19 protein-coding genes are annotated in these 23,148 nt (G+C 56.5%); 2 read left to right on the plus strand and 17 right to left on the minus strand.

Annotated features, from left to right (window positions below; translation table 11 throughout):
- Window positions 1–73: 73 nt before the first annotated feature.
- From deoD to EL29_RS14755, 10 genes are all read right to left on the minus strand, one after another.
- Window positions 74–787, minus strand: coding sequence for a purine-nucleoside phosphorylase (gene deoD / locus EL29_RS14710; protein WP_014594584.1), 714 nt, complete (start codon window positions 785–787; stop codon window positions 74–76).
- Between the two features lie 33 nt (window positions 788–820).
- Window positions 821–2,044 carry a phosphopentomutase gene (deoB, locus tag EL29_RS14715; RefSeq protein WP_019104810.1) on the minus strand — a complete coding sequence of 408 codons (1,224 nt, stop codon included), beginning with the start codon at window positions 2,042–2,044 and terminating at the stop codon, window positions 821–823.
- Window positions 2,045–2,138: 94 nt separating this feature from the next.
- Complete coding sequence (gene deoA / locus EL29_RS14720) at window positions 2,139–3,467, minus strand: thymidine phosphorylase (protein ID WP_028715791.1); 1,329 nt, start codon at window positions 3,465–3,467, stop codon at window positions 2,139–2,141.
- Window positions 3,468–3,526: 59 nt separating this feature from the next.
- On the minus strand, window positions 3,527–4,306 hold the full coding sequence (gene deoC, locus EL29_RS14725) for a deoxyribose-phosphate aldolase (RefSeq protein WP_029571467.1): 780 nt from the start codon (window positions 4,304–4,306) through the stop codon (window positions 3,527–3,529).
- A 229-nt stretch (window positions 4,307–4,535) separates the two neighbouring features.
- The gene (locus tag EL29_RS14730) at window positions 4,536–5,309 is read right to left on the minus strand and encodes a TatD family hydrolase (protein WP_028715793.1); all 774 of its coding nucleotides are present in this window, start codon (window positions 5,307–5,309) and stop codon (window positions 4,536–4,538) included.
- Entirely contained in the window at window positions 5,306–6,355 is a 1,050-nt protein-coding gene (locus EL29_RS14735; protein ID WP_014605064.1) for a patatin-like phospholipase family protein, read from the minus strand. The genes EL29_RS14730 and EL29_RS14735 overlap by 4 nt, the downstream gene beginning before the upstream one ends.
- Window positions 6,356–6,594: 239 nt before the next feature.
- A complete protein-coding gene (locus EL29_RS14740) occupies window positions 6,595–6,756 on the minus strand; it encodes a DUF1328 domain-containing protein (protein WP_003848537.1) in 162 nt (53 codons plus the stop codon).
- A gap of 99 nt (window positions 6,757–6,855) precedes the next feature.
- Window positions 6,856–7,470, minus strand: a complete 615-nt coding sequence (gene osmY / locus EL29_RS14745; protein WP_014605063.1) for a molecular chaperone OsmY — start codon at window positions 7,468–7,470, stop codon at window positions 6,856–6,858.
- A gap of 255 nt (window positions 7,471–7,725) precedes the next feature.
- Window positions 7,726–9,312, minus strand: coding sequence for a peptide chain release factor 3 (gene prfC, locus EL29_RS14750; protein WP_014594591.1), 1,587 nt, complete (start codon window positions 9,310–9,312; stop codon window positions 7,726–7,728).
- Window positions 9,313–9,657: 345 nt separating this feature from the next.
- Window positions 9,658–10,257: a pentapeptide repeat-containing protein gene (locus EL29_RS14755; protein ID WP_014605062.1), complete on the minus strand. Its 600-nt coding sequence runs from the start codon at window positions 10,255–10,257 to the stop codon at window positions 9,658–9,660.
- A 414-nt stretch (window positions 10,258–10,671) separates the two neighbouring features.
- On the opposite strand from EL29_RS14755, the gene ftnA reads away from it, so the two are divergent.
- The gene (gene ftnA, locus EL29_RS14760; RefSeq protein WP_013027178.1) at window positions 10,672–11,178 is read left to right on the plus strand and encodes a non-heme ferritin; all 507 of its coding nucleotides are present in this window, start codon (window positions 10,672–10,674) and stop codon (window positions 11,176–11,178) included.
- Between the two features lie 49 nt (window positions 11,179–11,227).
- On the opposite strand, the gene EL29_RS14765 is transcribed toward ftnA, so the two are convergent.
- Both EL29_RS14765 and EL29_RS14770 read right to left on the minus strand, forming a co-directional pair.
- The gene (locus EL29_RS14765) at window positions 11,228–13,591 is read right to left on the minus strand and encodes a glycoside hydrolase family 31 protein (protein ID WP_028715794.1); all 2,364 of its coding nucleotides are present in this window, start codon (window positions 13,589–13,591) and stop codon (window positions 11,228–11,230) included.
- 10 nt (window positions 13,592–13,601) lie between these two features.
- Window positions 13,602–14,912, minus strand: coding sequence for an MFS transporter (locus tag EL29_RS14770; RefSeq protein ID WP_013027180.1), 1,311 nt, complete (start codon window positions 14,910–14,912; stop codon window positions 13,602–13,604).
- Window positions 14,913–15,132: 220 nt separating this feature from the next.
- Between EL29_RS14770 and EL29_RS14775 the strand changes: the two genes are divergently transcribed.
- Window positions 15,133–16,197, plus strand: coding sequence for a LacI family DNA-binding transcriptional regulator (locus tag EL29_RS14775; protein WP_015699526.1), 1,065 nt, complete (start codon window positions 15,133–15,135; stop codon window positions 16,195–16,197).
- A gap of 5 nt (window positions 16,198–16,202) precedes the next feature.
- On the opposite strand, the gene EL29_RS14780 is transcribed toward EL29_RS14775, so the two are convergent.
- From EL29_RS14780 to olsF, 5 genes are all read right to left on the minus strand, one after another.
- Window positions 16,203–17,291 (minus strand): MBL fold metallo-hydrolase, encoded by a 1,089-nt coding sequence (locus tag EL29_RS14780; RefSeq protein ID WP_028715795.1) that lies wholly within the window; start codon window positions 17,289–17,291, stop codon window positions 16,203–16,205.
- Window positions 17,279–19,021 carry an ABC transporter permease gene (locus EL29_RS14785; protein WP_014594595.1) on the minus strand — a complete coding sequence of 581 codons (1,743 nt, stop codon included), beginning with the start codon at window positions 19,019–19,021 and terminating at the stop codon, window positions 17,279–17,281. The genes EL29_RS14780 and EL29_RS14785 overlap by 13 nt, the downstream gene beginning before the upstream one ends.
- Before the next feature lie 2 nt (window positions 19,022–19,023).
- A complete protein-coding gene (locus EL29_RS14790; RefSeq protein WP_013027184.1) occupies window positions 19,024–20,025 on the minus strand; it encodes an ABC transporter substrate-binding protein in 1,002 nt (333 codons plus the stop codon).
- Window positions 20,026–20,040: 15 nt separating this feature from the next.
- On the minus strand, window positions 20,041–21,108 hold the full coding sequence (locus tag EL29_RS14795) for an ABC transporter ATP-binding protein (RefSeq protein ID WP_014594597.1): 1,068 nt from the start codon (window positions 21,106–21,108) through the stop codon (window positions 20,041–20,043).
- A 74-nt stretch (window positions 21,109–21,182) separates the two neighbouring features.
- Window positions 21,183–22,889 (minus strand): bifunctional ornithine lipid synthase OlsF, encoded by a 1,707-nt coding sequence (gene olsF / locus EL29_RS14800; RefSeq protein ID WP_013027186.1) that lies wholly within the window; start codon window positions 22,887–22,889, stop codon window positions 21,183–21,185.
- Window positions 22,890–23,148 lie beyond the last annotated feature (259 nt).

The raw sequence follows: 23,148 nt of genomic DNA on the forward strand, positions 1-23,148 counted from the left end.
CGTAAAGCTTCTGACGCGCTCACCCGGCAACGTCGCGCTGCCGGATGAGCAAGAGCATCAATAAGCGTGGAGATTAATCGCCCAGCAGCACAGATTCCAGCGCAATCTTAATCATGTCATTAAAGGTTGTCTGGCGCTCTGCGGCAGTCGTCTGCTCATGGGTACGGATATGATCGGACACGGTGCAGATCGTCAGCGCTTTCGCCCCAAATTCAGCAGCCACGCCGTAAATGCCGGCGGCTTCCATTTCCACACCGAGAATGCCGTACTTCTCCATTACGTCAAACATCTGCGGATCGGGCGTGTAGAACAGGTCGGCAGAGAAGATATTCCCTACGCGCGCGTCAACACCCAGATTTTTGGCCGCATCGACAGCGTTGCGCACCATATCGAAATCCGCAATCGCGGCAAAATCGTGATCCTTGAAACGCATACGATTCACTTTGGAATCGGTCGATGCGCCCATGCCGATCACGATATCACGCAGTTTCACGTCGGGACGCACGGCACCACAGGAACCCACGCGGATGATTTTCTTCACGCCGAACTCGGTGATCAGCTCTTTGGCGTAAATGGAGCAGGAGGGAATGCCCATGCCGTGGCCCATGACGGAGATTTTGCGGCCTTTATAAGTGCCGGTATAGCCCAGCATGCCGCGCACGTTGTTCACCTCAACGGCATCTTCCAGAAAGGTTTCTGCAATGTGCTTCGCACGCAGCGGATCGCCCGGCATCAGTACGACGTCTGCGAAATCACCCATTTCTGCATTAATGTGAGGAGTTGCCATAATTCTCTATCCTTTTTAAAAATTTCGCTGTTTTTACAGCATGTTCTTGCCGTAGTCCATGGGGGACAGGTCAAAATAGTGCGCGATCGTCTGGCCGATATCGGCAAAGGTGTCGCGATAGCCCAGCGATCCCGGCTCAACCTTCGGTCCGTAAATCAGGATCGGAATATGCTCGCGTGTGTGTTCCGTGCCTTCCCAGCTCGGGTCACAGCCGTGGTCGGCGGTGAGGATCAAAATATCATCCTCTTTGACCAGTTCCATGAGCTCTGGCAAACGGCGGTCAAACAGCTCCAGGCCGCCCGCATAACCCGCAACGTCGCGGCGATGGCCCCAGGTGGAATCGAAGTCGACAAAGTTGGTGAACACAATCGCCTGATCCGGCGCAGTTTTCATTTCCTGAATGGTCGCATCAAACAGCGCGTCCAGACCGGTGGCTTTCACTTTTTTGGTAATGCCCTGCTCGGCATAGATATCGGCAATTTTACCAACAGAAATCACATGACCGCCCTTCTCGTCCACCAGCTTCTTCAGCATGGTCGGCGATGGCGGCTCAACGGCCAGATCGTGACGGTTGCCGGTGCGCTCGAAGCTGCCTGCTTTGTCGCCCACAAACGGCCGGGCAATCACGCGACCAATGTTGTAGCCGCCTTCGGTCAGCTCTTCGCGCGCAATTTCACAGAGTTCATACAGCCGCTCCAGCCCGAAGGTTTCTTCGTGGCAGGCGATCTGGAATACGGAGTCCGCCGAGGTGTAGAAAATCGGCTTGCCAGAGCGCATGTGCTCTTCGCCCAACTGGTCGAGGATCACCGTACCGGATGAGTGGCAGTTGCCGAGATAGCCGGGTAAACCGGCGCGTTCCACCAGTTTGTCCAGCAGCGCCTGCGGGAAGCTGTTCTGCTTATCGCTGAAGTATCCCCAGTCAAACAGAACGGGCACGCCGGCGATTTCCCAGTGGCCAGACGGCGTATCTTTGCCCGATGAAAGCTCACTGGCGTAAGCATAGGCACCCGTGATCTTCGCCTCAGGATCCAGCCCGGCAGGAAAACGACCAGTAGACAGCTCAGCCGCTTTGCCCAGGCCCAGCGCGGTCAGATTGGGTAAGTGTAGCGGCCCTTTACGGCCCTTATCCGCCTGACCGTTAAAGCAGGCTTCTGCGATATGACCTAACGTATCTGAACCTGCATCACCGAATTTATCGGCATCTTTGCTGGCGCCGATTCCAAACGAATCCAGCACCATAATAAAAGCACGTTTCATGCCAGTCTCCTGCGCCAAAAGCGCGCGACAAGTCAAAAAAAAGCGATCAGATCAGTATACCTGAATCCGGGACGGTATAAAGGGGTTCCCTGCGTCAGCCTGCCTCAGTGACGCAGCGATACACGACAGGCGTGGCTGCCGGGGCGCGTTCACCCAGGGTAATCGCGGCTTTTACGGCGGCAGCGGCCTGTTGCCAGTGCGCTTCGCTGCTGGCATGGATGACCGCCAGCGGACGTGAAGCATCCACCTGCTCGCCCAGGGTGATCATGTCGCTCAGGCCCACGCTGTAATCGATGGCATCACTGGCGCGCTGGCGTCCACCGCCCATCGCCACCACCGCCATGCCCAGCGCGCGGGTATCCATATGGGTAACACAGCCTGCCCGGTCGGCATAAACCGCTTTGCTCATCGTTGGCGCAGGTAAATAGCTGTCGTAGCGCTCAACAAAATCGGTCGGGCCCTTCTGCGCCGCCACCATGCGGGCAAACACCTCTGCGGCCTTGCCGTTATCCAGCACCGTCATGAGTTTTTCGCGTGCCTCAGCCTCATTTTCCGCCAGTTTGCCGGAGATCAGCATTTCGCTGCACAGCGCCAAAGTGACTTCCAGCAGGCGCGGGTTACGCTGCGCACCGGTCAGGAAGCGCACTGCTTCGCGCACTTCCAGCGCGTTACCGGCCGTGGAGGCCAGCACCTGGTTCATATCCGTTAACAGCGCCGTGGTGCGACAGCCCGCGCCGTTGGCGACGCCAACAATGGCCTGCGCCAGATTTTCAGAGGCTTCATACGTGGGCATAAATGCCCCGGAGCCGACTTTGACATCCATCACCAGCGCATCCAGCCCTTCGGCCAGCTTTTTCGCCAGAATCGAGGCGGTGATCAGCGGAATCGAATCCACGGTGGCCGTGATGTCGCGCGTGGCGTAAAAGCGTTTGTCCGCCGGAGCCAGGGAGTTGGTTTGGCCAATAATTGCCACGCCAACCTGCTTTATGGTCTGGCGAAAGTGGTCATCACTGGGGAAAATGTCAAACTCGGGAATCGCTTCCAGCTTGTCCAGGGTGCCGCCGGTGTGCCCCAGCCCGCGACCTGAGATCATAGGGATATAGCCGCCACAGGCGGCCACCATTGGCCCCAGCATCAGCGAGGTGACATCGCCGACGCCGCCGGTGGAGTGCTTATCGACCACCGGCCCGTTAAGATTCAGGGATTTCCAGTTCAGCACGGTGCCTGAGTCACGCATCGCCATCGTCAGGGCAACCCGCTCCGGCAGCGACATATCGTGAAAATAAATGGTCATTGCCAGCGCGGCAATTTGTCCTTCCGAAACGCTGTTATCACGCACGCCGTTAATGAAGAAACGAATCTCGTCTTCACTCAGCGCGTGGCCGTCACGTTTTTTTCGAATGATTTCTTGTGCAAGGTACAAAGTCGCCCCCTTACGTCAGGGAAAGAGGAGAAAAGGCGGCAAGATGCCGCCCGGGGATATCAGTAGCCTGACTGACGGGGATCGCTGCTGTGTCCAAGGGTGTTCAGCAGGTTTGCCAGCAGGCTGGAAGCGCCAAAACGGAAGTGGCGTGCGTCAGCCCAGTCGGCACCCAGCGTATCTTCAGCCAGTTGCAGATAGATGGCGGCATCTTCAGCGGTACGCACGCCGCCAGCCGGTTTAAAGCCAACCTGCGCTTTCACACCTTTATCGCGGATCACGCTCATCATGATCTGCGCCACTTCGGGCGTTGCATTCACGGGCACTTTACCGGTTGAGGTTTTGATAAAGTCCGCTCCGGCATCAATGGCAATTTCAGAGGCCTGACGGATCAGCGCTTCCTGCTTCAGCTCACCGGTTTCAATAATCACTTTCAGCAGTACATCCGCTTCCGCACAGGCTGTTTTGCAGGCTTTAACCAGATCAAAGCCCACCTGAGTATTGCCAGCCATCAGCGCGCGATAAGGGAAAACCACGTCCACTTCGTCAGCACCGTAGGCGATAGCGGCACGGGTTTCAGCCAGTGCGATCTCGATGTCGTCATTGCCGTGGGGGAAGTTGGTGACGGTGGCAATACGCACGTCCGGCGTGCCCTGCTCACGCAGCGTTTTGCGAGCAATGGGAATAAAACGCGGATAAATGCAGATGGCGGCGGTATTGCCCACCGGGGATTTCGCCTGGTGACAGAGTGCGATCACTTTCTCATCGGTGTCATCTTCATTCAGGGTGGTTAAATCCATCAGTTTCAGCGCGCGTAGAGCCTGCTGTTTGATATCAGTCATAACAATCTCCAGGACAAGGGGTGAATTATTATCCACCCGTATGTGATAATAATAACAATTCGGAGCCGGTGAATATGTGCCATTCGTCACATCGAAATATGAAACAACTGCAATATTTCAGATAAAAGTTGATTCAGTCTCGAAATCAGGCGAAGCGAAGCCCGTATAAGCCCACGACGGGAATGTTATTATTATAACATTTTGTGAGAAGAAGGGTAAACGGGCGACATCAGGAAAGGCGAAAAAGTCTGTGGCTGTTGTGCCATAGCGCATCGGCAATGACCTCTGGTGCTTCTTCACGCAGCTCACACAGCACCTGCCACACCTGAAAAGCGCGCTCTGGTCGGTTGGGCTGCCCCTGAAAGCCGTTCAGCGGCATATCGGGGGCATCCGTTTCCAGCAACAAGGATGAAAGCGGTAACTGTGCGATGGTCTGTCGGGTTTTACTGGCGCGCGGATAGGTAATGGTGCCGCCTACGCCAATCGCATAGCCAAGTTTGATAAAAGCCTGGGCCTGCTGCAGGCTACCGGCAAAACCATGAACCACGCCACGGCGCGAGAGATCGTGACGGCGCAGATGCAGCGCCAGCTGATCGTGCGTTCGACGCGAGTGCAGGATCACCGGCAGATCGTAACGTTTAGCCAGCTTCAGCTGCGCATCCAGAAAATGTTTCTGCTTGTCGAACTGCGGATCGTCCCGATAAAGATCCAGGCCGATCTCACCTAACGCTACCAGCTTAGCGGGCGACTTTATCAACCGGGCTTCCAGCTCGCTAAGATGCGATTCCTGATGATGTTCAATAACAATCGGGTGCAGCCCCAGCGCAGCATAAAGGGCGGGATGGGCGTGAGCCAGCTGGCAGACCGTTGCAAAGCGTCCCGCGTCTACCGAGGGCACGATAATTTTTTCAACGCCGGACTGGGCGGCCCGGGCAAGACTTTCCGCCGCCTGCCCGACGAAGGGCGGAAAATCAAAGTGGCAATGGGTATCCACAAACCTCATGCCAGCGAGCCTTCATTCCAGGCGTCGTCATTGCCCGCCAGCGGCGTAACGATCGCCCCACTGTTGGGTTCATTCGCCACCGGCGCGGCAGGCGTAACGATATCCAGCCCCGTTTGCGGCTCGGCATCGCTCAGCCACTGGCCCAGCGTCGCCATAAAATAGCGGCCACAGCGGCGTCCCAGGTGGTAATCCTGGTTAAGCGAGGCGATCCGGCTGCCTAACGCGTTACTGGCCAGCACGCGCGGTGGGAAAATTTCAATGATGCGTAAATCCCCTGGCGGTGACTCGATAAACTGCTGCGTTTCCCGATAGGTCTGCTCATGATGATGCAGGATAGTGAGCATCGGCTGCAGCGCACCGCCGCTGAACCAGCGTTCCATACGCGTTATCCAGCGTGGCGTATCGAACATCTGAGAGGGCACGGTACGGATCACCACGATCGTATCTGCGCCACGTTTGGCCGCCTCACGCACGGGTATAGCATCACTGACGCCACCGTCCAGATAGCTGATGCCTTCCAGATCCACCCCCAGGCGATAAAAGCCCGGAATGGCGCTGGATGCCTTAATGATTTCCAGCCAGTTATCACTGGTGGGCGCAAAATAACTGGGCGCATAGTCATCACTGCGACAGGCACACATATAGAATTCGCGCCCGCTGGAAAACAGGGTTTCGGCACTGCTCATCGCCAGGGGGAATTCGCTTCGGGTGATGTCGATTAACCAGTCGAGATCGATAAGATTGCCGCCGCGTAAGAAACGCAGCGGATCGAAAAACTGCTTGCTGGTCGTATAGCGGGTGATCACCCGGCGTGCGTAGCCCGGCTGCGCGCAGACAAAGGCGGACAGGTTCTGTGCCCCGGCAGACGTGCCAAGCAATAGCTGGAAAGGGTTGAATTTAGCCCGCTGAAACTCATCTAATACGCCGGCGGTGAAGATGCCGCGTTGACCGCCACCCTCGCACACTAAGGCGATTTTCCTGGCTTTAAAAGGTGTGAGAGCAAGGGGTTCAATCGCCCCGAGCGTCACGGGAATACGTATACCCAATGTACCGACCTCAGATTGGGTTCCCGATAGGCAAATGTAGGGAATGCAGGGATTAGAATTGTGAAAGGATACTAGCACGGAGAACCAGCTACGTTGTCCATAAATTGTGCTATTGGCGTTGCGCCGTTTAACACATCGTTGCGAATATGAAGCATCCTTTGCCTCACAATAACATTCGCACAAATAACTGGTCTCCGTTTGATGCTGACTACGCCAGCATCAAACAGTCTGGGTCATCGCTATAGCTTTTTACGGCCAGTGAACAAGCTGATGAGGAACAGAATAATACCCACCACGAATACGACTTTAGCTGCCCAGGCTGCGGTACCGGCAAGGCCACCAAAACCTAATGCAGCAGCGATCAGTGCGATCACCAGAAAAATAATGCCCCAACGAAACATAAGCCTCTCCTTAACCATTTTAATATTGAACTGCTTGTTTCATCCCACGATGGGTATTTTTATCAGTGCGGCTTCCGGAAGAAGCCGCACCGGGTCGTGTTAAGACTTGACCTTCAGGTCATTTTTAACACTTTTTACGCCTTCGATAGCTTTAGCGATGCTTTCGGCACGGTCAGACTGTGCCTGATTCGCCACTTCACCTGAAAGCTGAACCACACCGTCGGTGGTTTCCACTTTCACGTTACGTGAAGGAACCATGTCATCTGCTAATAGCTTAGCTTTAATTTCGCTGGTTGTGGCAGCGTCACCGGCATAACCTTTCATTGACTGTTTTTTCGCGTCTTTCACGTGCAGCTTGTCGCTGACTGATTTAACGCCTTCAACTTTTTTCACCACGGCCACGGCTTTCTCAGCCTGATCTTGTGAGGTCACAAAGCCGCTCAGGGTAACAACGCCCTGATGGGTTTTGACAGAAATGTCGGTGCTTTTGATGGAGTCGTCATCAACCAGGGCCGCTTTTGCTTTAGCCGTCACGGCGCTGTCATCCATAAAGCCGCCCACTTTCTTCATTGAGCTGTCAATTTTTGCACCGGCGCTGTCAGCCGTTTGTGAGGCTTTCTGAGACGCGGATTCCTCTGCAAATGCGCTTCCGCTCAGCAGAGCAGTACCGATCATCGCAGCCATCAATGTTTTAGTAATCTTAGTTGTGTGCATCGATATCATCCTTCTATCTGTTAACTCGCCCAAAACTGTGGGCGCAAGAGCAGCAAACAGTGCTGCTGCGGCACTGGACGCGGGGAGAATAAGTCTCTTAAACCGTCCGATGAAGTAATCATAGTCGGGATTTAGAGTTTTGCTCGGGTAACTGGTTGATCGTGCGTCAAAAGAGAGGAAAAGGCGCGTTTTAGGAGGGTTCTGTATCCGTTGAAACAGGGCCATTCCGTGCTGGAATGGCCCTGAAAGCACGAATTAGTGCTCGCGGGTTTTACGGAATGTCACATCAGGATAGCGTTCCTGAGTAATATTCAGATTCACCATGGTGGGAGCGATATAGGTCAGGTTATCACCGCCATCCAGCGCGAGGTTCACCTCATTTTTACGCTGGAAATCTTCGAACTTTTTGGCATCGCTGCACTCGACCCAACGTGCCGTAGAAACGTTAATCGCCTCATAGATGGCTTCAACGTTGTATTCGCTTTTCAGACGCGCGACGACCACGTCAAACTGCAGGACACCAACAGCTCCTACAATCAGGTCGTTATTGTGAACCGGACGGAACACCTGAACCGCGCCCTCTTCCGACAGCTGGACCAGCCCTTTCAGCAGTTGCTTTTGCTTCAGCGGATCGCGCAGGCGAATACGGCGGAACAGTTCTGGCGCGAAGTTCGGAATACCGGTGAACTTCATGTTCTCACCCTGGGTAAAGGTGTCGCCGATCTGAATCGTGCCGTGGTTATGCAAGCCGATGATATCGCCCGGATAGGCTTCTTCTACGTGCGAACGGTCGCCCGCCATAAAGGTTAACGCATCAGAAATCACGACGTCTTTGCCAGTGCGCACCTGGCGTAGCTTCATGCCTTTTTCATAACGGCCTGATACCACGCGCATAAACGCCACGCGGTCACGGTGCTTGGGATCCATGTTAGCCTGAATCTTGAACACGAAACCGGTAAATTTCTCTTCTTTTGCCTCAACCTGGCGGGTATCGGTCTGGCGCGGCATGGGGCGCGGCGCCCACTCCACCAGGCCATCCAGCATATGATCAACGCCAAAGTTACCCAGCGCAGTACCAAAGAACACCGGAGAGAGCTGACCGCTAAGGAAAGCCTCTTTTTCGAATTCGTGCGAGGCGCCCTGCACCAGCTCCAGCTCTTCACGCAGCTGTGCGGCCAGCTCTTCGCCGACGGCCGCGTCGAGGTCTGGGTTGTTCAGGCCTTTAACGATGCGCACTTCCTGGATGGTGTGCCCTTTACCGGTCTGATAGAGATAAGTTTCATCGTTATAAAGGTGATAAACCCCTTTAAACAACTTACCGCAGCCTATTGGCCAAGTGATGGGCGCACAGGCGATCTTTAACTCGCTTTCCACTTCATCCAGCAGTTCCATCGGATCGCGGATGTCACGGTCGAGTTTGTTCATAAAGGTCAGGATCGGCGTATCGCGCAGGCGCGTCACTTCCATCAGCTTACGGGTACGATCTTCAACGCCTTTCGCTGCGTCGATCACCATCAGGCAGCAGTCAACGGCGGTCAGCGTACGATAGGTATCTTCAGAGAAGTCTTCGTGCCCCGGCGTATCCAGCAGGTTTACCAGGCTGTCACGATAGGGAAACTGCATAACTGACGTCGTGATTGAAATACCACGCTGCTTTTCCATCTCCATCCAGTCAGACTTCGCATGCTGGTTGGAGCCGCGGCCTTTTACCGTACCGGCGGTCTGGATCGCCTGCCCGAACAGCAGGACTTTTTCGGTAATTGTGGTTTTACCGGCATCCGGGTGCGAGATAATCGCGAAGGTGCGGCGGCGTGCCACCTCTTCTAAAAAGGGATTAGACATGAGTGAATTCTTCTCAACGTAGCCACGCGCTAACAGGCGCGGCAGATAAATCACGGTGGCCGGCAGAACCTTACCGGCGGATAAACGGTGCCAAATGCGACTTTATGTCGTCGCGGGGTGAGCGCAAAGTTACATTGGCGTGCTTCCGGTTACCTGGTCAACTTTAAGGCGGCATAGCATACAATATTTTGTGCTATTGGCCTACAGCGTACGGAAGAGAAAGTGGCGTCAGTCAGAAACGGCAGGCCGCCGCGCCGGTAGCGCGTCAGGGTGGCCAGGCGTTACCACGAACGAAACCTGCCCCATAAAGCGTATCCGTGGGGGCGGTTACTCCTCAGGCCTCGACTAATCGACGAGTTCGATGCCCAGACTTTCCAGCAAACAAACCGCTTCCAGGCGAGAAAATTTGGCTTTATCGACCGTGTTATGGAAGATATTGATGGCGTAATTCCAGGATTCTGTGAGATCTGCGCCACGTAGTACGGTGTGATTGAATAAACTGCCCGTCAGGTCCGATTCGGTGAGCGTTGCGCCGGTTAAATCGCACTCCCTGAAATCCACCTCTGTCAGTTTGCATGCCTCCATTTTTAAACCCTGCAACCGCAGCCCAAAAAAAGAGCCGCTGGCCAGAATACATTTCTGAAAATGCAGTTCGTGATCCAGATAAAAATCGGGCCAGTAGGCTGTCGTCCAGTCAATGCCGGTCAGCTTGCACTCATTGAAGTGAACGCCAAAGAAGCGGCTATTGGATGGGTTCAGCAGGCTCATATTGCAGTGATTAAACACACAGTTGATGAACTTGCAGGCCGAAAACACCGCAGAGGTAAAGTTGGCGTTATTGAATTCGCAGTCTTCAAAATGCGTTTCAGCGATCGTCAGACCGGTGAAATCTTCTTTTGAAAACTGGACGTCGTAAAATTCAGCATGGCTTTTGACAGATTGCATATTCACCCTGAGGGTTAACGGTGGCATTTCACGAAAAGTTTATGCGATTTCTTCGCGATGAACCCGCATAAGATTCACCTTCACGCCTTGCCTCACAAATCTCTGGTCAGGCATTTCTTGCGCATGCGCTGCAGCCAGTTCATCGCCGGGTCACCCTTGCCTTCCTGCCAGGCCGCATCCAGCCTGACCTGCCGGTAAAGGAAGCCGCACGGAAGCCAGGCGCACCGGCTTAGGGAGTGACAACTGGCGACCCGAAAATCTGACCACAATGATAATCGCTCGCATTCAACAGTTGAAATAATTCTTTTTAAATCAAACAGATAAATTGCAAATTTTTCAATAAAAGGCTTCCCATTCGTTACCAGCCTGTTGCATAATTCACCACTAATTTATTAACACTCAAAGGACGCGGCCATGCTGACTGCTGAAATGACTGGACGTTTAAACGACCAGCTGAACCTCGAATTTTTCTCCGCCAATCTCTATTTACAAATGAGTGCGTGGTGCAGCGATAAAGGCTATGAGGGCGCAGCGTCCTTCCTGAAAATGCATTCGCGTGAAGAGATGGAACACATGCAGCGCCTGTTCGACTATCTGAGCGATACCGGTGCTATGCCGGTGCTGGGCAGCATTGCTGCACCGCCCGTTGCCTACAATTCACTGAACGAAGTGCTGATTCAGGCGCTGGATCACGAGAAGCTGATTACCAGTAAAATCAATGAACTGGCGCACTCAGCGATGACAACGCAGGACTATTCAACCTTCAACTTCCTGCAGTGGTATGTTGCAGAACAGCATGAAGAAGAGAAGCTGTTTAAAACCGTGCTGGATAAACTGGCGATGGTTGGCGATAGCGGTAACGGTCTGTTCCTGGTCGATAAAGACCTTGGACGCATGAGCACCGAAACCCACTCCGCCTAAAATAAACCGGCCCACGCAGGTGGGCCGGTAGTGTGATTTGCGCTCTGGGTTACGCCAGTCGGTAACAGGTTGTCATTTCCCCGTTGACCCACAACGGACGCTTCTCGCCCGGCGGTAAGCTAATCGCCATATCACGCCACGCTGGCTGATAATCTCCCCGCTTTTCAATGATCAGCTCCAACCGTGACGCGCTGCTGGTTAACGTCCAGCTCAGCCAAAGCGCATTGCCCTTCTGCCAGCCATGCGTTTCTCCGTCGTCGTCAAACAGTTCGCCGGAGGTGGTCGCATTGCCCGGCGCAGGCCACAGCTGCAGTTCCCGTACGTTATCACGCTGCGCATCGGTGGTACTTTCACACTCTCCCAGTGGAATTGCGGCACCGGCACGGACCAGTAACGGCAGACGATCCAGCGGCGCATCCAGCATTACCGACTGGCCCCCCGCCAGCCAGCTACCGCTGTGCCAGTCATACCAGCCGTGGGCGTTATCTGGCAGATAGACCTGGCGCTGACGGGCGCCCTGCTCAACCACGCTTGCCACCAGCAAATCGCGCCCCAGCATGAAATCATCGCACTCGTCATAGGTGCGCGGATCGTGCTCGTGATCGAGGAAGGTTGGCCGCAGCATTGGCTCATCCTGCTCGCTGGCCTGCCAGGCCAGCGTATACAGATACGGCATCAGGCGATAACGCAGGCGAATAGCCTCACGAATCATTGATGTGGCTTCCGGATACATCCAGGGCTCGTTGACGGTGTGATCGTCATTCCATGAATGAATAGTAAAACGGGGATGCATCACGCCATTCTGTACCCAGCGCACAAACAGCTCCGCATCCGGTTTATCGCCGGCAAACCCGCCCACATCGTGCCCGACGTTAAACAGGCCCGACAGACTCATTCCCAACCCCATACGGATGTTATAGCGCAGGGTTTGCCAGTTTGTCCGGTTATCCCCGCTCCACGTCTGCACATAGCGCTGCATGCCTGCGCAGCCTGAACGGGAAATCAGGTACGGCCTTTTTTCCGGGGCAAAGCGCTGCTGAGCCTCCATCGAGGCGCGCATCATCAGCAGCGGCATCACCGGTCGGATGTGCTTAATCGCAATGGGCTGGCCAAAGCCATAGCAGCGTGCTTCGCCGTCCCAGACTTCATATTCGTTATTATCGTTCCAGGTCGAATCGATCCCTTTTTTCAGCAACTGCTCAGTGACGTTTTGTTGCCACCACGCCACCGTTTGGGGATGGGTGAAATCCAGATGCGAGCCTTCATCATCCCAGAATACGGAACGCTCAGGCCGATCCTGTTCCGAATCGCGGATAAACAGCCCCTGATCCGCCACTTCTTTATAACGTGGATGATCCTGTAACAGGCAGGGCTTGATGTTGGCCGCCAGCTTCATCCCGGCCTGATGGAAAGCAGCGCACATGGCATTGGGATTCGGCACCTTGTCATAGTTCCAGTTGAACACGTAGCGCTTGTTATTGATGGAGGTGTAGCCCGACGACAGTTGAAACGAATCGCAGGGAATCTCATGCTCGCGGCACAGTTGAATAAAGGACAGGAGCTGTTGCTGCGCATCAGGCGCATCCGTGTAGTGCATGGTGGAGCCGCTGTAGCCCAGGCTCCACTTCGGTTGAAAGAGCGTCCGGCCGGTAAGGCGAACAAATGCCTTGGTCACCTCCAGCAGCGTCGGGCCCAGCATCATGTAGTAATCCAGATCGCCCGCCTCTGCGCGGTAACGGCGATAAGGCAGATGATAATTATCTAACTCATTCCCCAGGTCCAGCCAGCTGCTGGTGAGGTTATCGTAAAACAGCCCGAAGCTGACGCCGTCACGCTGGGTCAGCGTGAAAGGAATATGTTTGTAGAGCGGATCGGTACTGGCAGCGTTATAGCCCATCGCATCCAGATTGCGCATTTCGAAACGGCGATTGACCCGGTTGAGATCGCCGCTCTTTTCACCCAGGCCGTAAACCCGGTCCTGCGGCTGACGACGCTGATAATGTTCCACGCCATCGCCATGCATGTTCAGCAGGTAAGCCCCGGTATGGCGATCGACCGCCAGCGGCTGCCAGTCGGTGCCGTCAAAATGTTCCCAACTGAGGCAAAGGGGATAATGCACGGTAACCCGCAGTCGATCCGTGGCCAGACGGATTTGTTGCGCCTCCTGTTGCAGGGTAAAGGCGGGCAGCGTAAAACCTTCCAGCGATTCGCGGTCGCGCCCCTCCCAGGGCACATCCTCCTGCGGGGCAATGCTCCAGGTGCGGTTCAGCGCCAGTTCCCCGTCGCGTTTCAGCAGCACGCGCATCAGGCCGTTTTCTAATACGTAAATCCGTAAAAAGTGACGCTGCTCGACTTTCAGTTCGACAAAATGCGGCGTTTGTTGATGTAGCGTCCATGTCTTAAGTGTTTTCATGAGATTACCCTCACTGTTTAGCAGTACGTTGGCGGCGTTCGGCAATAAACATCACCAGAAAAACCGCGCCAATCAGATCAAAAAAGCCCATGGCAATAAACAAGGGATTGAAGCCAATGGTGTCGGCGGTAACGCCGATAATCAGTGAAAAAATAAAGCTGGCTATCCAGGCGCAGGACCCGCGCATGCCGTTGACCGTCGCCATCTGGCGGCGATCAAAACGCTCAACCACCAGCGCGCTCAACATGCAGGAAATCACCTGGTGGCCGAAACCGCCGATGGAGATCAGGGCAATGGCAAGATAGGGATCTTTAACCAGCGTCATCAGTGCCAGCGAGATCATCAGCGCGGCCCCGGTGACGGAACTGGCGACGATGGAGTTCACGCGGGAGCAGCCAAACCAGCGCACGTAGAGTTTTGTCAGGTAACCGCTGGCGACGCTGCCGAAGTCAGCGGCCAGGAACGGCAGCCAGGCGAACATCACGATCTGCTTCAGATCCATGCCGCGTTCATTGGCCAGGTAGAGCGGCACCCAGAAGCTCAGGACCGCCCAGGCGGGCTCGGCTAAAAAAGCCGGAATAGCGATTCCGTAAAACTTCTTCTCTTTCCCAATCACTTTCATCGCAGTGAAAAACGGCAGCTTTTCGCCGATGACTTCGTTGTCCTGGGTAATAAACGCCCGCTCCTCATCCGAGAGGCGCGGATGGCGTTCAGGCGAGTGATAGCCCCACCACCAGAGCGCCACCCAGATCAAACCCAGCCCGCCGGTGAGCAGGAATGCGCCCTGCCAGCCAAACGAGATATGCGCGATATAAATAATGGGCGGAGCCAGCATCGCGCCGACGGAAAAGCCAACGCCCGCCCAGCCTGCCGCTACCGGCCGCTCCTTTTTCGGAAACCACTCCCCGATGGCCTTGGCATTCGCGGGCGTGGCTGCCGCCTCTGATGCGCCCATCACAAAACGTAACAGCGCCAGATGCAGCCAGCTTCCTGCCCCGGCGTGCAGCAGACAGGTGACAGACCAGATAACGGCGCAGATCAAAAAGCCCACTTTCAGACCGATAACATCAATTAACCAGCCGCACACAGGCTGAAACAGCGTATAGGCCAGTTGGAAAGCCGCCACGACCCAGGAATACTGCTCCGTGGTCATATTCAGGGTGCTTTTCAGTTCCGGTGCCAGAATCCCCAGGGAGTTACGGGTGATGTAATTCACCGTGACGCCCAGCAGGAACATGCCCAGCATCCACCAGCGCAAATTTTTAATCATCCGCAGCGGGCGCGACGACGCGTGAGTGCGGGTGGTCGAGTCGAGACTCATGATGAAACTCCTGTAGCCAGTGATTGACGCGTTGCCGCGCAGCGAGCCTGTTTATCTGATCCGACCTTAAAAAAGCCGAAAACGTGGGTACAGCCCATTTTTTGCAACCCTTTTCATGGCACTATCGGGAAATAACAAAAATGCCCTTGCAGACCAGCAGGGACACGATTCAGCACCTTATGAAAATTTTTTCATTTGCAGATTTGAGGGCGATCACAGAATGAAGCAAAGCTTAAAAGTGAGCGAAATTGCTGCCCTGAGCGGCGTGTCGATCAGCACGGTTTCGCGCGTCCTTGCCGGGAAAGCCAATATTCGCGCCGCCACGCGTGACAAAGTGTTACGCATCGCCCAACAGCAAGGCGTACTGGATAATCTTCAGCATGGTCGGCTGTTGCTTAATGACCTGATGGTATTTGCGCCACCGCGGGCATTCGATATCCGCACGGATATCTTTTATTACAAGGTGATCCAGGGGATCAGCGAAGCCGTTAAACCGCACGATGTGCGGTTGCGCTACTGCCCGCTGGAAGAAGTGGAAAGTGATGCCGCGCTGTTTATCGACAAGATGCAGCAGACGGAAGCCGCGCTGTTGATCGGTATCGACGATGAACACATTCATCAGTTGGCGGCCGAAATGAACAAACCCTGCGTGCTGATCAACGCCCGCGACCGCCGAATGCGCCTGCCCTCGGTGTCGCCGGATCATCAGCTTATTGGCGAGTTTTCCGCGCGCTATCTGTTTGAACAGGGCCATCGGCAAATTCTGTCGCTGCACTGCCTTCGGCGTTACACCATGGAGCAGCGGCTTCAGGGTGTACGCGATGCCTGGCATGCCATGAATCTGCGCTTCGACAGCCGCCAGCACCTGATTACGCTCAACAGTTTTAGCAGCAGCGAAGCCAGCGCCTGTCTGGGCGACTATTTGCGTCGCTGCCCGCAGGCGCAGCGCCCTACGGCGATTCTGGCGAGTGGCGATTATATTGCCGCCGGAACGGTGCAGGCGTTACAGCAAGCGGGCCTGCGGGTGCCGGAAGATGTGTCCGTGATGAGCATGGATGGTTTCAACCTGGCCACCGTGCAGGAGATCCCGTTAACCTCGGTTCAGGTTCCGCGAGACGAGCTGGGCGAGGCCGCCGTCAAAATGCTTCAGGCGCTGCGTTTAGATCCAAACCTGCCGCCCGGTAATCTGCTGCTGAACGGCAAGCTGGTGGTACGCGACTCGGTACGCCGCATCCGGGATAATCCGGGTCATGCGCCGGTGCAGCAGCACGGGCTTTACAGCTAATGCGATCAGGCAAAGCTTTCCCAGCGGGATGACAGCGTAAAGTGACGCTGCCAGCTGAGCGTGGCAGACGCTCGGGCGATTAACTGCTGGCACAATGCCGGCTCGACAAAAGCGGGAATGACCTGTTCCGCTCCGCTGTGTTTGATCAACGCCAGTTGATCGTCCAGCGGGGGATGGACATTCCAGGGCAACCACTGCGCTGAGCCGTTTTGTAGCATCGCGAAGGCCCGCGTGCCGCGAGCGACATGACTGCTAAAAATCAGGTTGAACTCGGGTCGCTGGCTCAGCAAGGCGGCCAGGCCGCTGTCCGCCACCGCATCGGCCGCGACGATAACGCTGTCAGGTCGCCATTGCGCAGGCGTCGGCTCACGCAGCAACGGCAGCAACGCCAGCGCCGTGGCGGCCGGCAGCGCATTTTGCGCCAGCAGCTGTGACACGTCTTCCCGCACCTGCGGGCACAGCACCACCGGTAATCCTTTTGCTCGTAGCCGCAGTGCCATCTCCGGGCCTCTGCCGTGCAACGGCGCCGTGACCACCGCCCCGTGGCGGGCAGCCTGTACCAGCGCGTCAACCTGCTGATTAAGTCGCTGATGACGGTCGCCGTAAGAGGCATCGGTAATCAACCAGCGCGCCCGTGGTGGTCGGTCAAAAGGCAGCAGCAGTGATTCGCGACTCCAGTCGCCCATATAGGTGATGCCGCCCGCGACCGCCAGGTGAAACCAGACGGATCCCGGTGAGTGGCCGCTCCGGCCGGTAAACAGATTAAGCGGGCCAACCGCGCACTGCCCGCGTAAGGGCAATGCGTGCCGCGATCGCCCAGGTACTGGGCACTCTCCCAACTGCTGCCAGGTCAGCTCCGTGGCGTAAACCGGCGGCGATCCCAACGCCTGCCAGCTGTCGAGTGCACCTGTATGGTCTCCATGAGAATGGGTCAGACAGATGGCATCGACGTGCCCCGTGACCGTTAAATCCGGCCTTACGCCGGGCTCCGGCCCCGCGCCCAGATCCCACAACAGGCGGTATCCCTGAATCTCAAGCAGGAAAGCGGCGGGCAACTTTCCCCCCACGCCGCTCACCACGGTCAGGCTTGCCATGGCAATACTCCCTGCGGCAAAGCGCGCGTCAGGCGCGTCGCCAGCAACATCAAGGTCAGAACAACCAGAATCATCAGGCATCCTACGGCGGCAGCCAGCGGTGCAGAGCCGCCCTCATCAAGAAAGATAATGGTTGGCCCAAGGGTTTGCGTATCGGAGGTCACCAGCAGCACCGAGACCTGAATTTCGTTCAGCGCGGTCAGAAAGACCAACAGGCTTCCCGCCAGCGCAGACGGCGCCGCCAGCGGCAGTAAAATATCGCCCATGCGGCGCAGAAACCCCGCTCCACACAGACGCGCGGCCTCATCCAGCGAGGGGTCAATTTGTGCGAAGCCCGCCAGCGTGGGGCGCAAGACTAAGGCCAGGAAGTTGGACAGATAGGCGGCGAGAATGATCCAGACCGTGCCGTAAATCGAGACCGCCAGCAGAGGAAGCGGCGGCAGAAAAAACAGGATTGCCGCCACACCTGTCACGATACCGGGCAGCGCATAAGTCAGCTCGCTGGCAAACCACAGGCCGCGCACCAGTCGCGTGCGTCGCCAGCTCAGGAAGAAAGCCAGAAACAGCGCCATGACCGTGAGCATCAGCGTCGCCAGCGAGGTGAGCCACAGGCTGGTCGCGAAAGCATGGCGTATTGCGGGATAGCCCCACAGCGCCTGATAAAAGTTTTCCAGCGTCAGGGTCTGCCACGTCAAGGCCTGACCAAAGCCGCGCGTCAGCGCACTGGTCAGCAGCGCGCTGACCGGCATGATGAGCGTAGCCGCCATCCACAGCCAGGCCATCACCTCCGTGGGCAGCCGCGCGCCGTTAAGCGGTTGCTGAAACGGGCGCGGCGAGCCACTCACGCGAACATCACGCCGTCCACCCAGCCAGCCGCTCAGCATCATGCCGGTTAAGGTGATCAGCGCAATCAGCAAAGAATAGACGGCCGTATCCGGCAGCGCACCGGGGCCAATGGCGTTAAGTTGCTGATAGACCAGCGTAATTAAGGTCGGCAGGCGTGCCGGAATGCCCAGCATCGCCTGAATACCAAAATTACCCACGCTTGCCACAAATGCCAGCGCTGCGCCCGCGAAGATGGCGGGACGCGCCAGCGGTAAAATAATGGTGCGCAGGATTTGCCCGTGCGAAGCCCCGCTAATCTGCGCGGCTTCCACCAGTTCTGCCGGCAAACGGCGAAGCCCGGCACGCACCGTCAGGAACACCAGTGGCGCATTGTGCAGGCCCAGCAGCAGCACGATGCCGCCCCATGAATAGAGCGGTTGTTCACCCGGCGCGAACCAGGGTAAACCCAGCAGCTGAAACAGCGATGCCAGCAGGCTGCCTGGCGCCAGCGCCTGCAGCCAGGCAAGTGCCGTCACCTGTGGCGGAATCATCAGGGGTAAGATAAAGGCGAAGACCCAGGCTGCTTTAGCGCGCATATCGCTCAGCGCCACCAGCCAGGCGGCGAGCGTGCCAAGCAACAGCGACAACAGGGTGGCGCTCAGCCCGATGCTTAAGGTCGTTAACGTGGCGCTGAGTACCCGGCGGCTGATCAACAGCTGCGTCAGCCGTGTCAAATCCGGTACGCCCTGCGGGGCTATCGCTGTCCAGATCAGCCGGGTAAAAGGCGCCACGGACAGCAGCCCGATCGTCAGCACCAGCAGCCCTAGCACCCAGGGTTCAGCGCGAAAACGCCAGCGCGTGCGATGCACCCGGCGAGGCTGACAGTCGTTACTCAGCACGCTCATTCTCAGCCACCGAACAGCGCGGTAAACTGTTCCCGCACCTGCGCATCATCGGCCACCGCCTTCTCCACGTCCGGGGTCAGCAGTTTGATCTGGTCTACCGGAACAAAGCCTTCAGGCGCGGCAATGCGGTCATCGACCGGCCGGTTACCCTGCTGAACCACCAGTTTCTGTCCCGGCTCTGACAGCAGAAAATCCACAAAGGCTTTCGCGGCAGGCAGGTTATGCACCGATTTCATAATGGCGACGGGTTCCGTGACGTAAGACACGCCCTCTTCGGGATAGACCAGGTCGATGGGCGATCCCTGCTTTTTAGCCCGGATAATGTCGGCATCGGTAATCACACCATATTTATCCAGTCCACTCGCTACGGCTTTTAACGCAGGTCCGTTACCGCCCTGCGGCGCGATGCCCAGCGCCGCCAGCTGTTTATAGAAGTTCCAGCCGATGTCAGGCGTCGTGATATCCGTGTGCAGCTTATACAAGGCAGCCCCGGAGTAAAGCGGACTGGGCATGGCAATTTGCCCTTTGTTGTCCGCGTTTAGCAGGGCTTTCCAGCTGTTAACGGGTTTAGCGCGCTGCGTGTTGTAGGCAATCACGGTGGCGATAATTTTGGTGCCAAAAAAGGTTTTATCCCGGTCATAAAAGGCGGGTTTCAGGTGATCGACGGGCGCATCCTGATACGCATAGAGCTGCTTCTCTTTCTTCAGTGCGCCAAGGTTGATGGCGTCGGCAACCAACAGCACGTCGGGCTTCACCTTGCCGCTCATCATTTCCGTGTGCAGCACGTTCATTAACTGCGTGGTGCCGTTGCGCGTCCATTCCACCTGAATACCGGGATAGGCCGCTTTGAACGCGTCCATGGTTTGCTGCGCAATTTCCGGTGCCTGCGAGGTGTAGACCACCAGCGTGCCGGCAGGCTTGTCTGCCGCCAGCGCCAGCGTGGGGCCTGCCAGCGCAGCCGTGAAGAGCAGAGATGTAACCGAGGTAAGCATGAGTTTTTTCATACTGTCTGAAGTCCTTTATGCGGGAAGAATCCAGCCGTCAGTCACGGCAATATTTACGGTGTCGTTAACCCTGAGAGCAGAGACATCGTCAAGGGCCAGCGTGATGGAAACCTCAGGCTCTGCCTGTGGAGACAGATGGATGTCGTAATGGCCGCCGCGGTAAATCAGGCGTTCAACCCTGGCGGTGAAATGGCCGGTTTCGTCAGCCGCCAGGCGGAAACTGGCCCGATGAAAGCTGGCTTTACCCTGCGGCAAGGCTGTCTGATGCGCGGCACAGCGCAACCGCATCCGTGTACCAAACAGCATCACCGATGCCTGCCCCTGGCCTGTCGGTTCAATCTCTTTTACCGGCAGCACGCGCCCCTCATCAATAAAGGTGGCGACCATCTCATTAGCGGGCTCACGCCACAGGGTTTGTGGTGAAGCAAACTGCATGACCTGCCCCGCATTCAGCACCACAACGCGATCGGCGAGCGCCATCGCTTCGCGCTGATCGTGGGTGATATAAATTAAGGTGGCCCCGCTGTGACGGTGAAAACGGCGAAACTCCTCTTCCATGGCGGCACGCAAATGCACGTCAAGGTTAGCCAGAGGTTCGTCAAGCAGGACCAGCCGGGGCTTTGCCACCAGGCAGCGGGCCAGGGCTACGCGTTGACGCTGACCGCCGGACAGATCGGCCGGGCGGCGATCGGCAAAGGCCAGCAGGTCGACCAGCGCCAGGGCCTGCCGGATACGTTCTTCCCGATCGGCACGGTTTACGCCGCTGACTTTCAGGCTATAGCCTACGTTTTCAGCCACCGTCATATGCGGCCACAGCGCGTAGTTTTGAAACACCACGCCAAGATCGCGGTTTTCGGGAGGCAGATGAAAATCCGGGGAGGCAAACAACGTGTCGTCCACCCAGATCTCGCCGCGATCCAGCGTTTCAAATCCGGCGATTAACCTGAGTAAGGTCGTTTTGCCGCAGCCGGAGGGGCCCAGCACGGCGATAAACTCACCCTGCTGGATCTCCAGCGAAACCGCCTCAAGGACCGGCTGCGCCGCGAAGGCTTTATTCAGCCCGGAGAGTGAAATTGCGGCCATGTTGATGTCGCCTTTGCCGTGTACGTTTTGTGCAAGACGTTACGACAGTTTGATGACAGGACCGTGACACCGGGCTACTTCGGCAGATGGACCGCCACGTAGCGCTCGTAGCGCGATGGCTTGATTTTGGTTAAATCCGCCAGAACCAGCCCATCAATACAGTTGTTAAAGTCCGGGTCGCTGCCGAAATCAATAAACTGCACCCCGCCTGGCTCATAGACTTCGCAATACTGTTTGTAGAGCGTGGGGATGGCGACGCCGAGGTTACTGAGCAGCTGCTTCAGCCGCTGAAGATCCTCTTTGTAATCATTGCCGCTAAACTGGGCCAGTACGGCAGGCAGAGAGGCCGGATAAGGACAGCGCGAGGTCGCCAGCGGAAAGTCCGTTGGGAAATAGATCCGATAGAACGCGACCAGCAAATCGCGCGCCGCCAGCGGCATAGTGCCAGAGATGGAAACCGGTCCGAACAGATAGCGCACCTCGGGATATCTGGCCACGTAAGCCCCGATGCCAAGCCAGAGATAGTCCAGCCCGCGTTTACCCCAGTAGGCGGGCTGAATAAAGCTGCGGCCCAGTTCAATGCCCTGACGAAGAATAGGGATCATGCGTTCGTCGTAATGGAACAGGCTGTGACTATAGAGGCCTTCCATGCCGCGTCGTTCCAGCTGTTCGCCACCGGGGATAAACCGGTAAGCCCCGACGATTTCCAGCTCTGCGTCGTCCCACAGAATCAGGTGATAGTAGTCATCATCGTAGCTGTCGAGATCCCGTCGGCGACCGCTGCCCTCACCGACGGCACGAAAGGCAATCTCACGCAGTCGTCCCAGTTCACGCAGTATCGGCACCCAGGTCGCCCCGTTACGCCGCCACAGATAGATCTTCTTGCCGTCAGGCGTATTGCCCAGCAACTCGCTTTGCAGCAGAGCCTTTTTCAGTTCGGCACGATCTTCCGCCAGGGCGATGGCGGATTCTGTCTGGAAGAGCCCTTTTTTGCCCTGCCCCAGGCGGTAAACATGTTTTCGCACGCGCTTTGCCAGCTCTTTGCCGGGCGTATGGCCATCGTGCCAGTGCGCGAAGGGGATCTGCGCGCCGATACGCAGTTTGATGCGCATCCCGCGTTGTTTAAACATTTCACGCACCAGCATCAGCATCGCCACGGACGGTGCGACTTTCGCGGTGGCATAGAACAGTGAGCTGTTTCGACCTTCGACATGCACCGGTACCAGCGGTGCGCGCGCTTTCGCGGCCAGGCGCAGAAAGCTGTGATGCCATTCGCGATCGCGCACGCCGGCGCTGGTCAGGCGGGACACTTCGCCCGCCGGGAAGATAATCAGGACGCCCTGATTGCTCAGGTGCTGTTGCATGTGCTGCAGCTGCTGGCGGTTGGTGCGGTTACCGATATTGTCGACGGGTAACATCAGGCTGTTGAGCGGTTCCAGCAGCATAATTAGCCGGTTCGCCACGATTTTCACGTCGCGGCGAACCTGAGATATCGCATGCAGTAACGCCATGCCGTCGATGGTACCCAGTGGATGGTTCGCCACGATCACCACCGGTCCGTGCGATGGGATCTGCTCCAGATCGCGCTCGCTAAGTTCGCAACGAACGTCAAGATGTTCCAGTACCTGCTCGACCATATCCAGCCCTTTCAGGTGGGGATAGCGCGCGGCAAAGCGCTGGAATTCATCTTCACGTAGAATCCACTTCAATATCCGTTTCTGCCAGTTGGCAGGACGCTGGTTCGGCCAGAAACGTTCAATGACCTGATCGACTGAAAACATAGTTAACTTTCGTGCCTGTCCCGGAGATACAGCGAAAGTAAGTCGCATTGTTTGCACTTTTATGAATTACGGCAGGTCGGCAGGCAAATTTGTTGGCGCGGTCAGCGGCACATGAGCGCCTAAACAGGTTTTCATCAGGAAAAACAGCAGGATAAGACAGGATATTTCGCCGGCTCGGCGCGGCGCCGGGATATGAAAAATCTTAATACTGGTTGCTATAAAGGCGCTAACGTCTCCTGGCCGCCTCTCAGCAGGAGGC

This window comes from Pantoea ananatis LMG 2665 (assembly GCF_000710035.2).
Classification (GTDB): domain Bacteria; phylum Pseudomonadota; class Gammaproteobacteria; order Enterobacterales; family Enterobacteriaceae; genus Pantoea; species Pantoea ananatis.

Coding starts and splice junctions, on each gene's coding strand:
- deoD (WP_014594584.1), bottom strand. CDS start 787: ATGGCAACTCCTCACATTAATGCAGAAATGGGTGATTTCGCAGACGTC.
- deoB (WP_019104810.1), bottom strand. CDS start 2,044: ATGAAACGTGCTTTTATTATGGTGCTGGATTCGTTTGGAATCGGCGCC.
- deoC (WP_029571467.1), bottom strand. CDS start 4,306: ATGACTGATATCAAACAGCAGGCTCTACGCGCGCTGAAACTGATGGAT.
- EL29_RS14730 (WP_028715793.1), bottom strand. CDS start 5,309: ATGAGGTTTGTGGATACCCATTGCCACTTTGATTTTCCGCCCTTCGTC.
- EL29_RS14740 (WP_003848537.1), bottom strand. CDS start 6,756: ATGTTTCGTTGGGGCATTATTTTTCTGGTGATCGCACTGATCGCTGCT.
- osmY (WP_014605063.1), bottom strand. CDS start 7,470: ATGCACACAACTAAGATTACTAAAACATTGATGGCTGCGATGATCGGT.
- prfC (WP_014594591.1), bottom strand. CDS start 9,312: ATGTCTAATCCCTTTTTAGAAGAGGTGGCACGCCGCCGCACCTTCGCG.
- EL29_RS14755 (WP_014605062.1), bottom strand. CDS start 10,257: ATGCAATCTGTCAAAAGCCATGCTGAATTTTACGACGTCCAGTTTTCA.
- ftnA (WP_013027178.1), top strand. CDS start 10,672: ATGCTGACTGCTGAAATGACTGGACGTTTAAACGACCAGCTGAACCTC.
- EL29_RS14765 (WP_028715794.1), bottom strand. CDS start 13,591: ATGAAAACACTTAAGACATGGACGCTACATCAACAAACGCCGCATTTT.
- EL29_RS14770 (WP_013027180.1), bottom strand. CDS start 14,912: ATGAGTCTCGACTCGACCACCCGCACTCACGCGTCGTCGCGCCCGCTG.
- EL29_RS14775 (WP_015699526.1), top strand. CDS start 15,133: ATGAAGCAAAGCTTAAAAGTGAGCGAAATTGCTGCCCTGAGCGGCGTG.
- EL29_RS14780 (WP_028715795.1), bottom strand. CDS start 17,291: ATGGCAAGCCTGACCGTGGTGAGCGGCGTGGGGGGAAAGTTGCCCGCC.
- EL29_RS14785 (WP_014594595.1), bottom strand. CDS start 19,021: ATGAGCGTGCTGAGTAACGACTGTCAGCCTCGCCGGGTGCATCGCACG.
- EL29_RS14790 (WP_013027184.1), bottom strand. CDS start 20,025: ATGAAAAAACTCATGCTTACCTCGGTTACATCTCTGCTCTTCACGGCT.
- EL29_RS14795 (WP_014594597.1), bottom strand. CDS start 21,108: ATGGCCGCAATTTCACTCTCCGGGCTGAATAAAGCCTTCGCGGCGCAG.
- olsF (WP_013027186.1), bottom strand. CDS start 22,889: ATGTTTTCAGTCGATCAGGTCATTGAACGTTTCTGGCCGAACCAGCGT.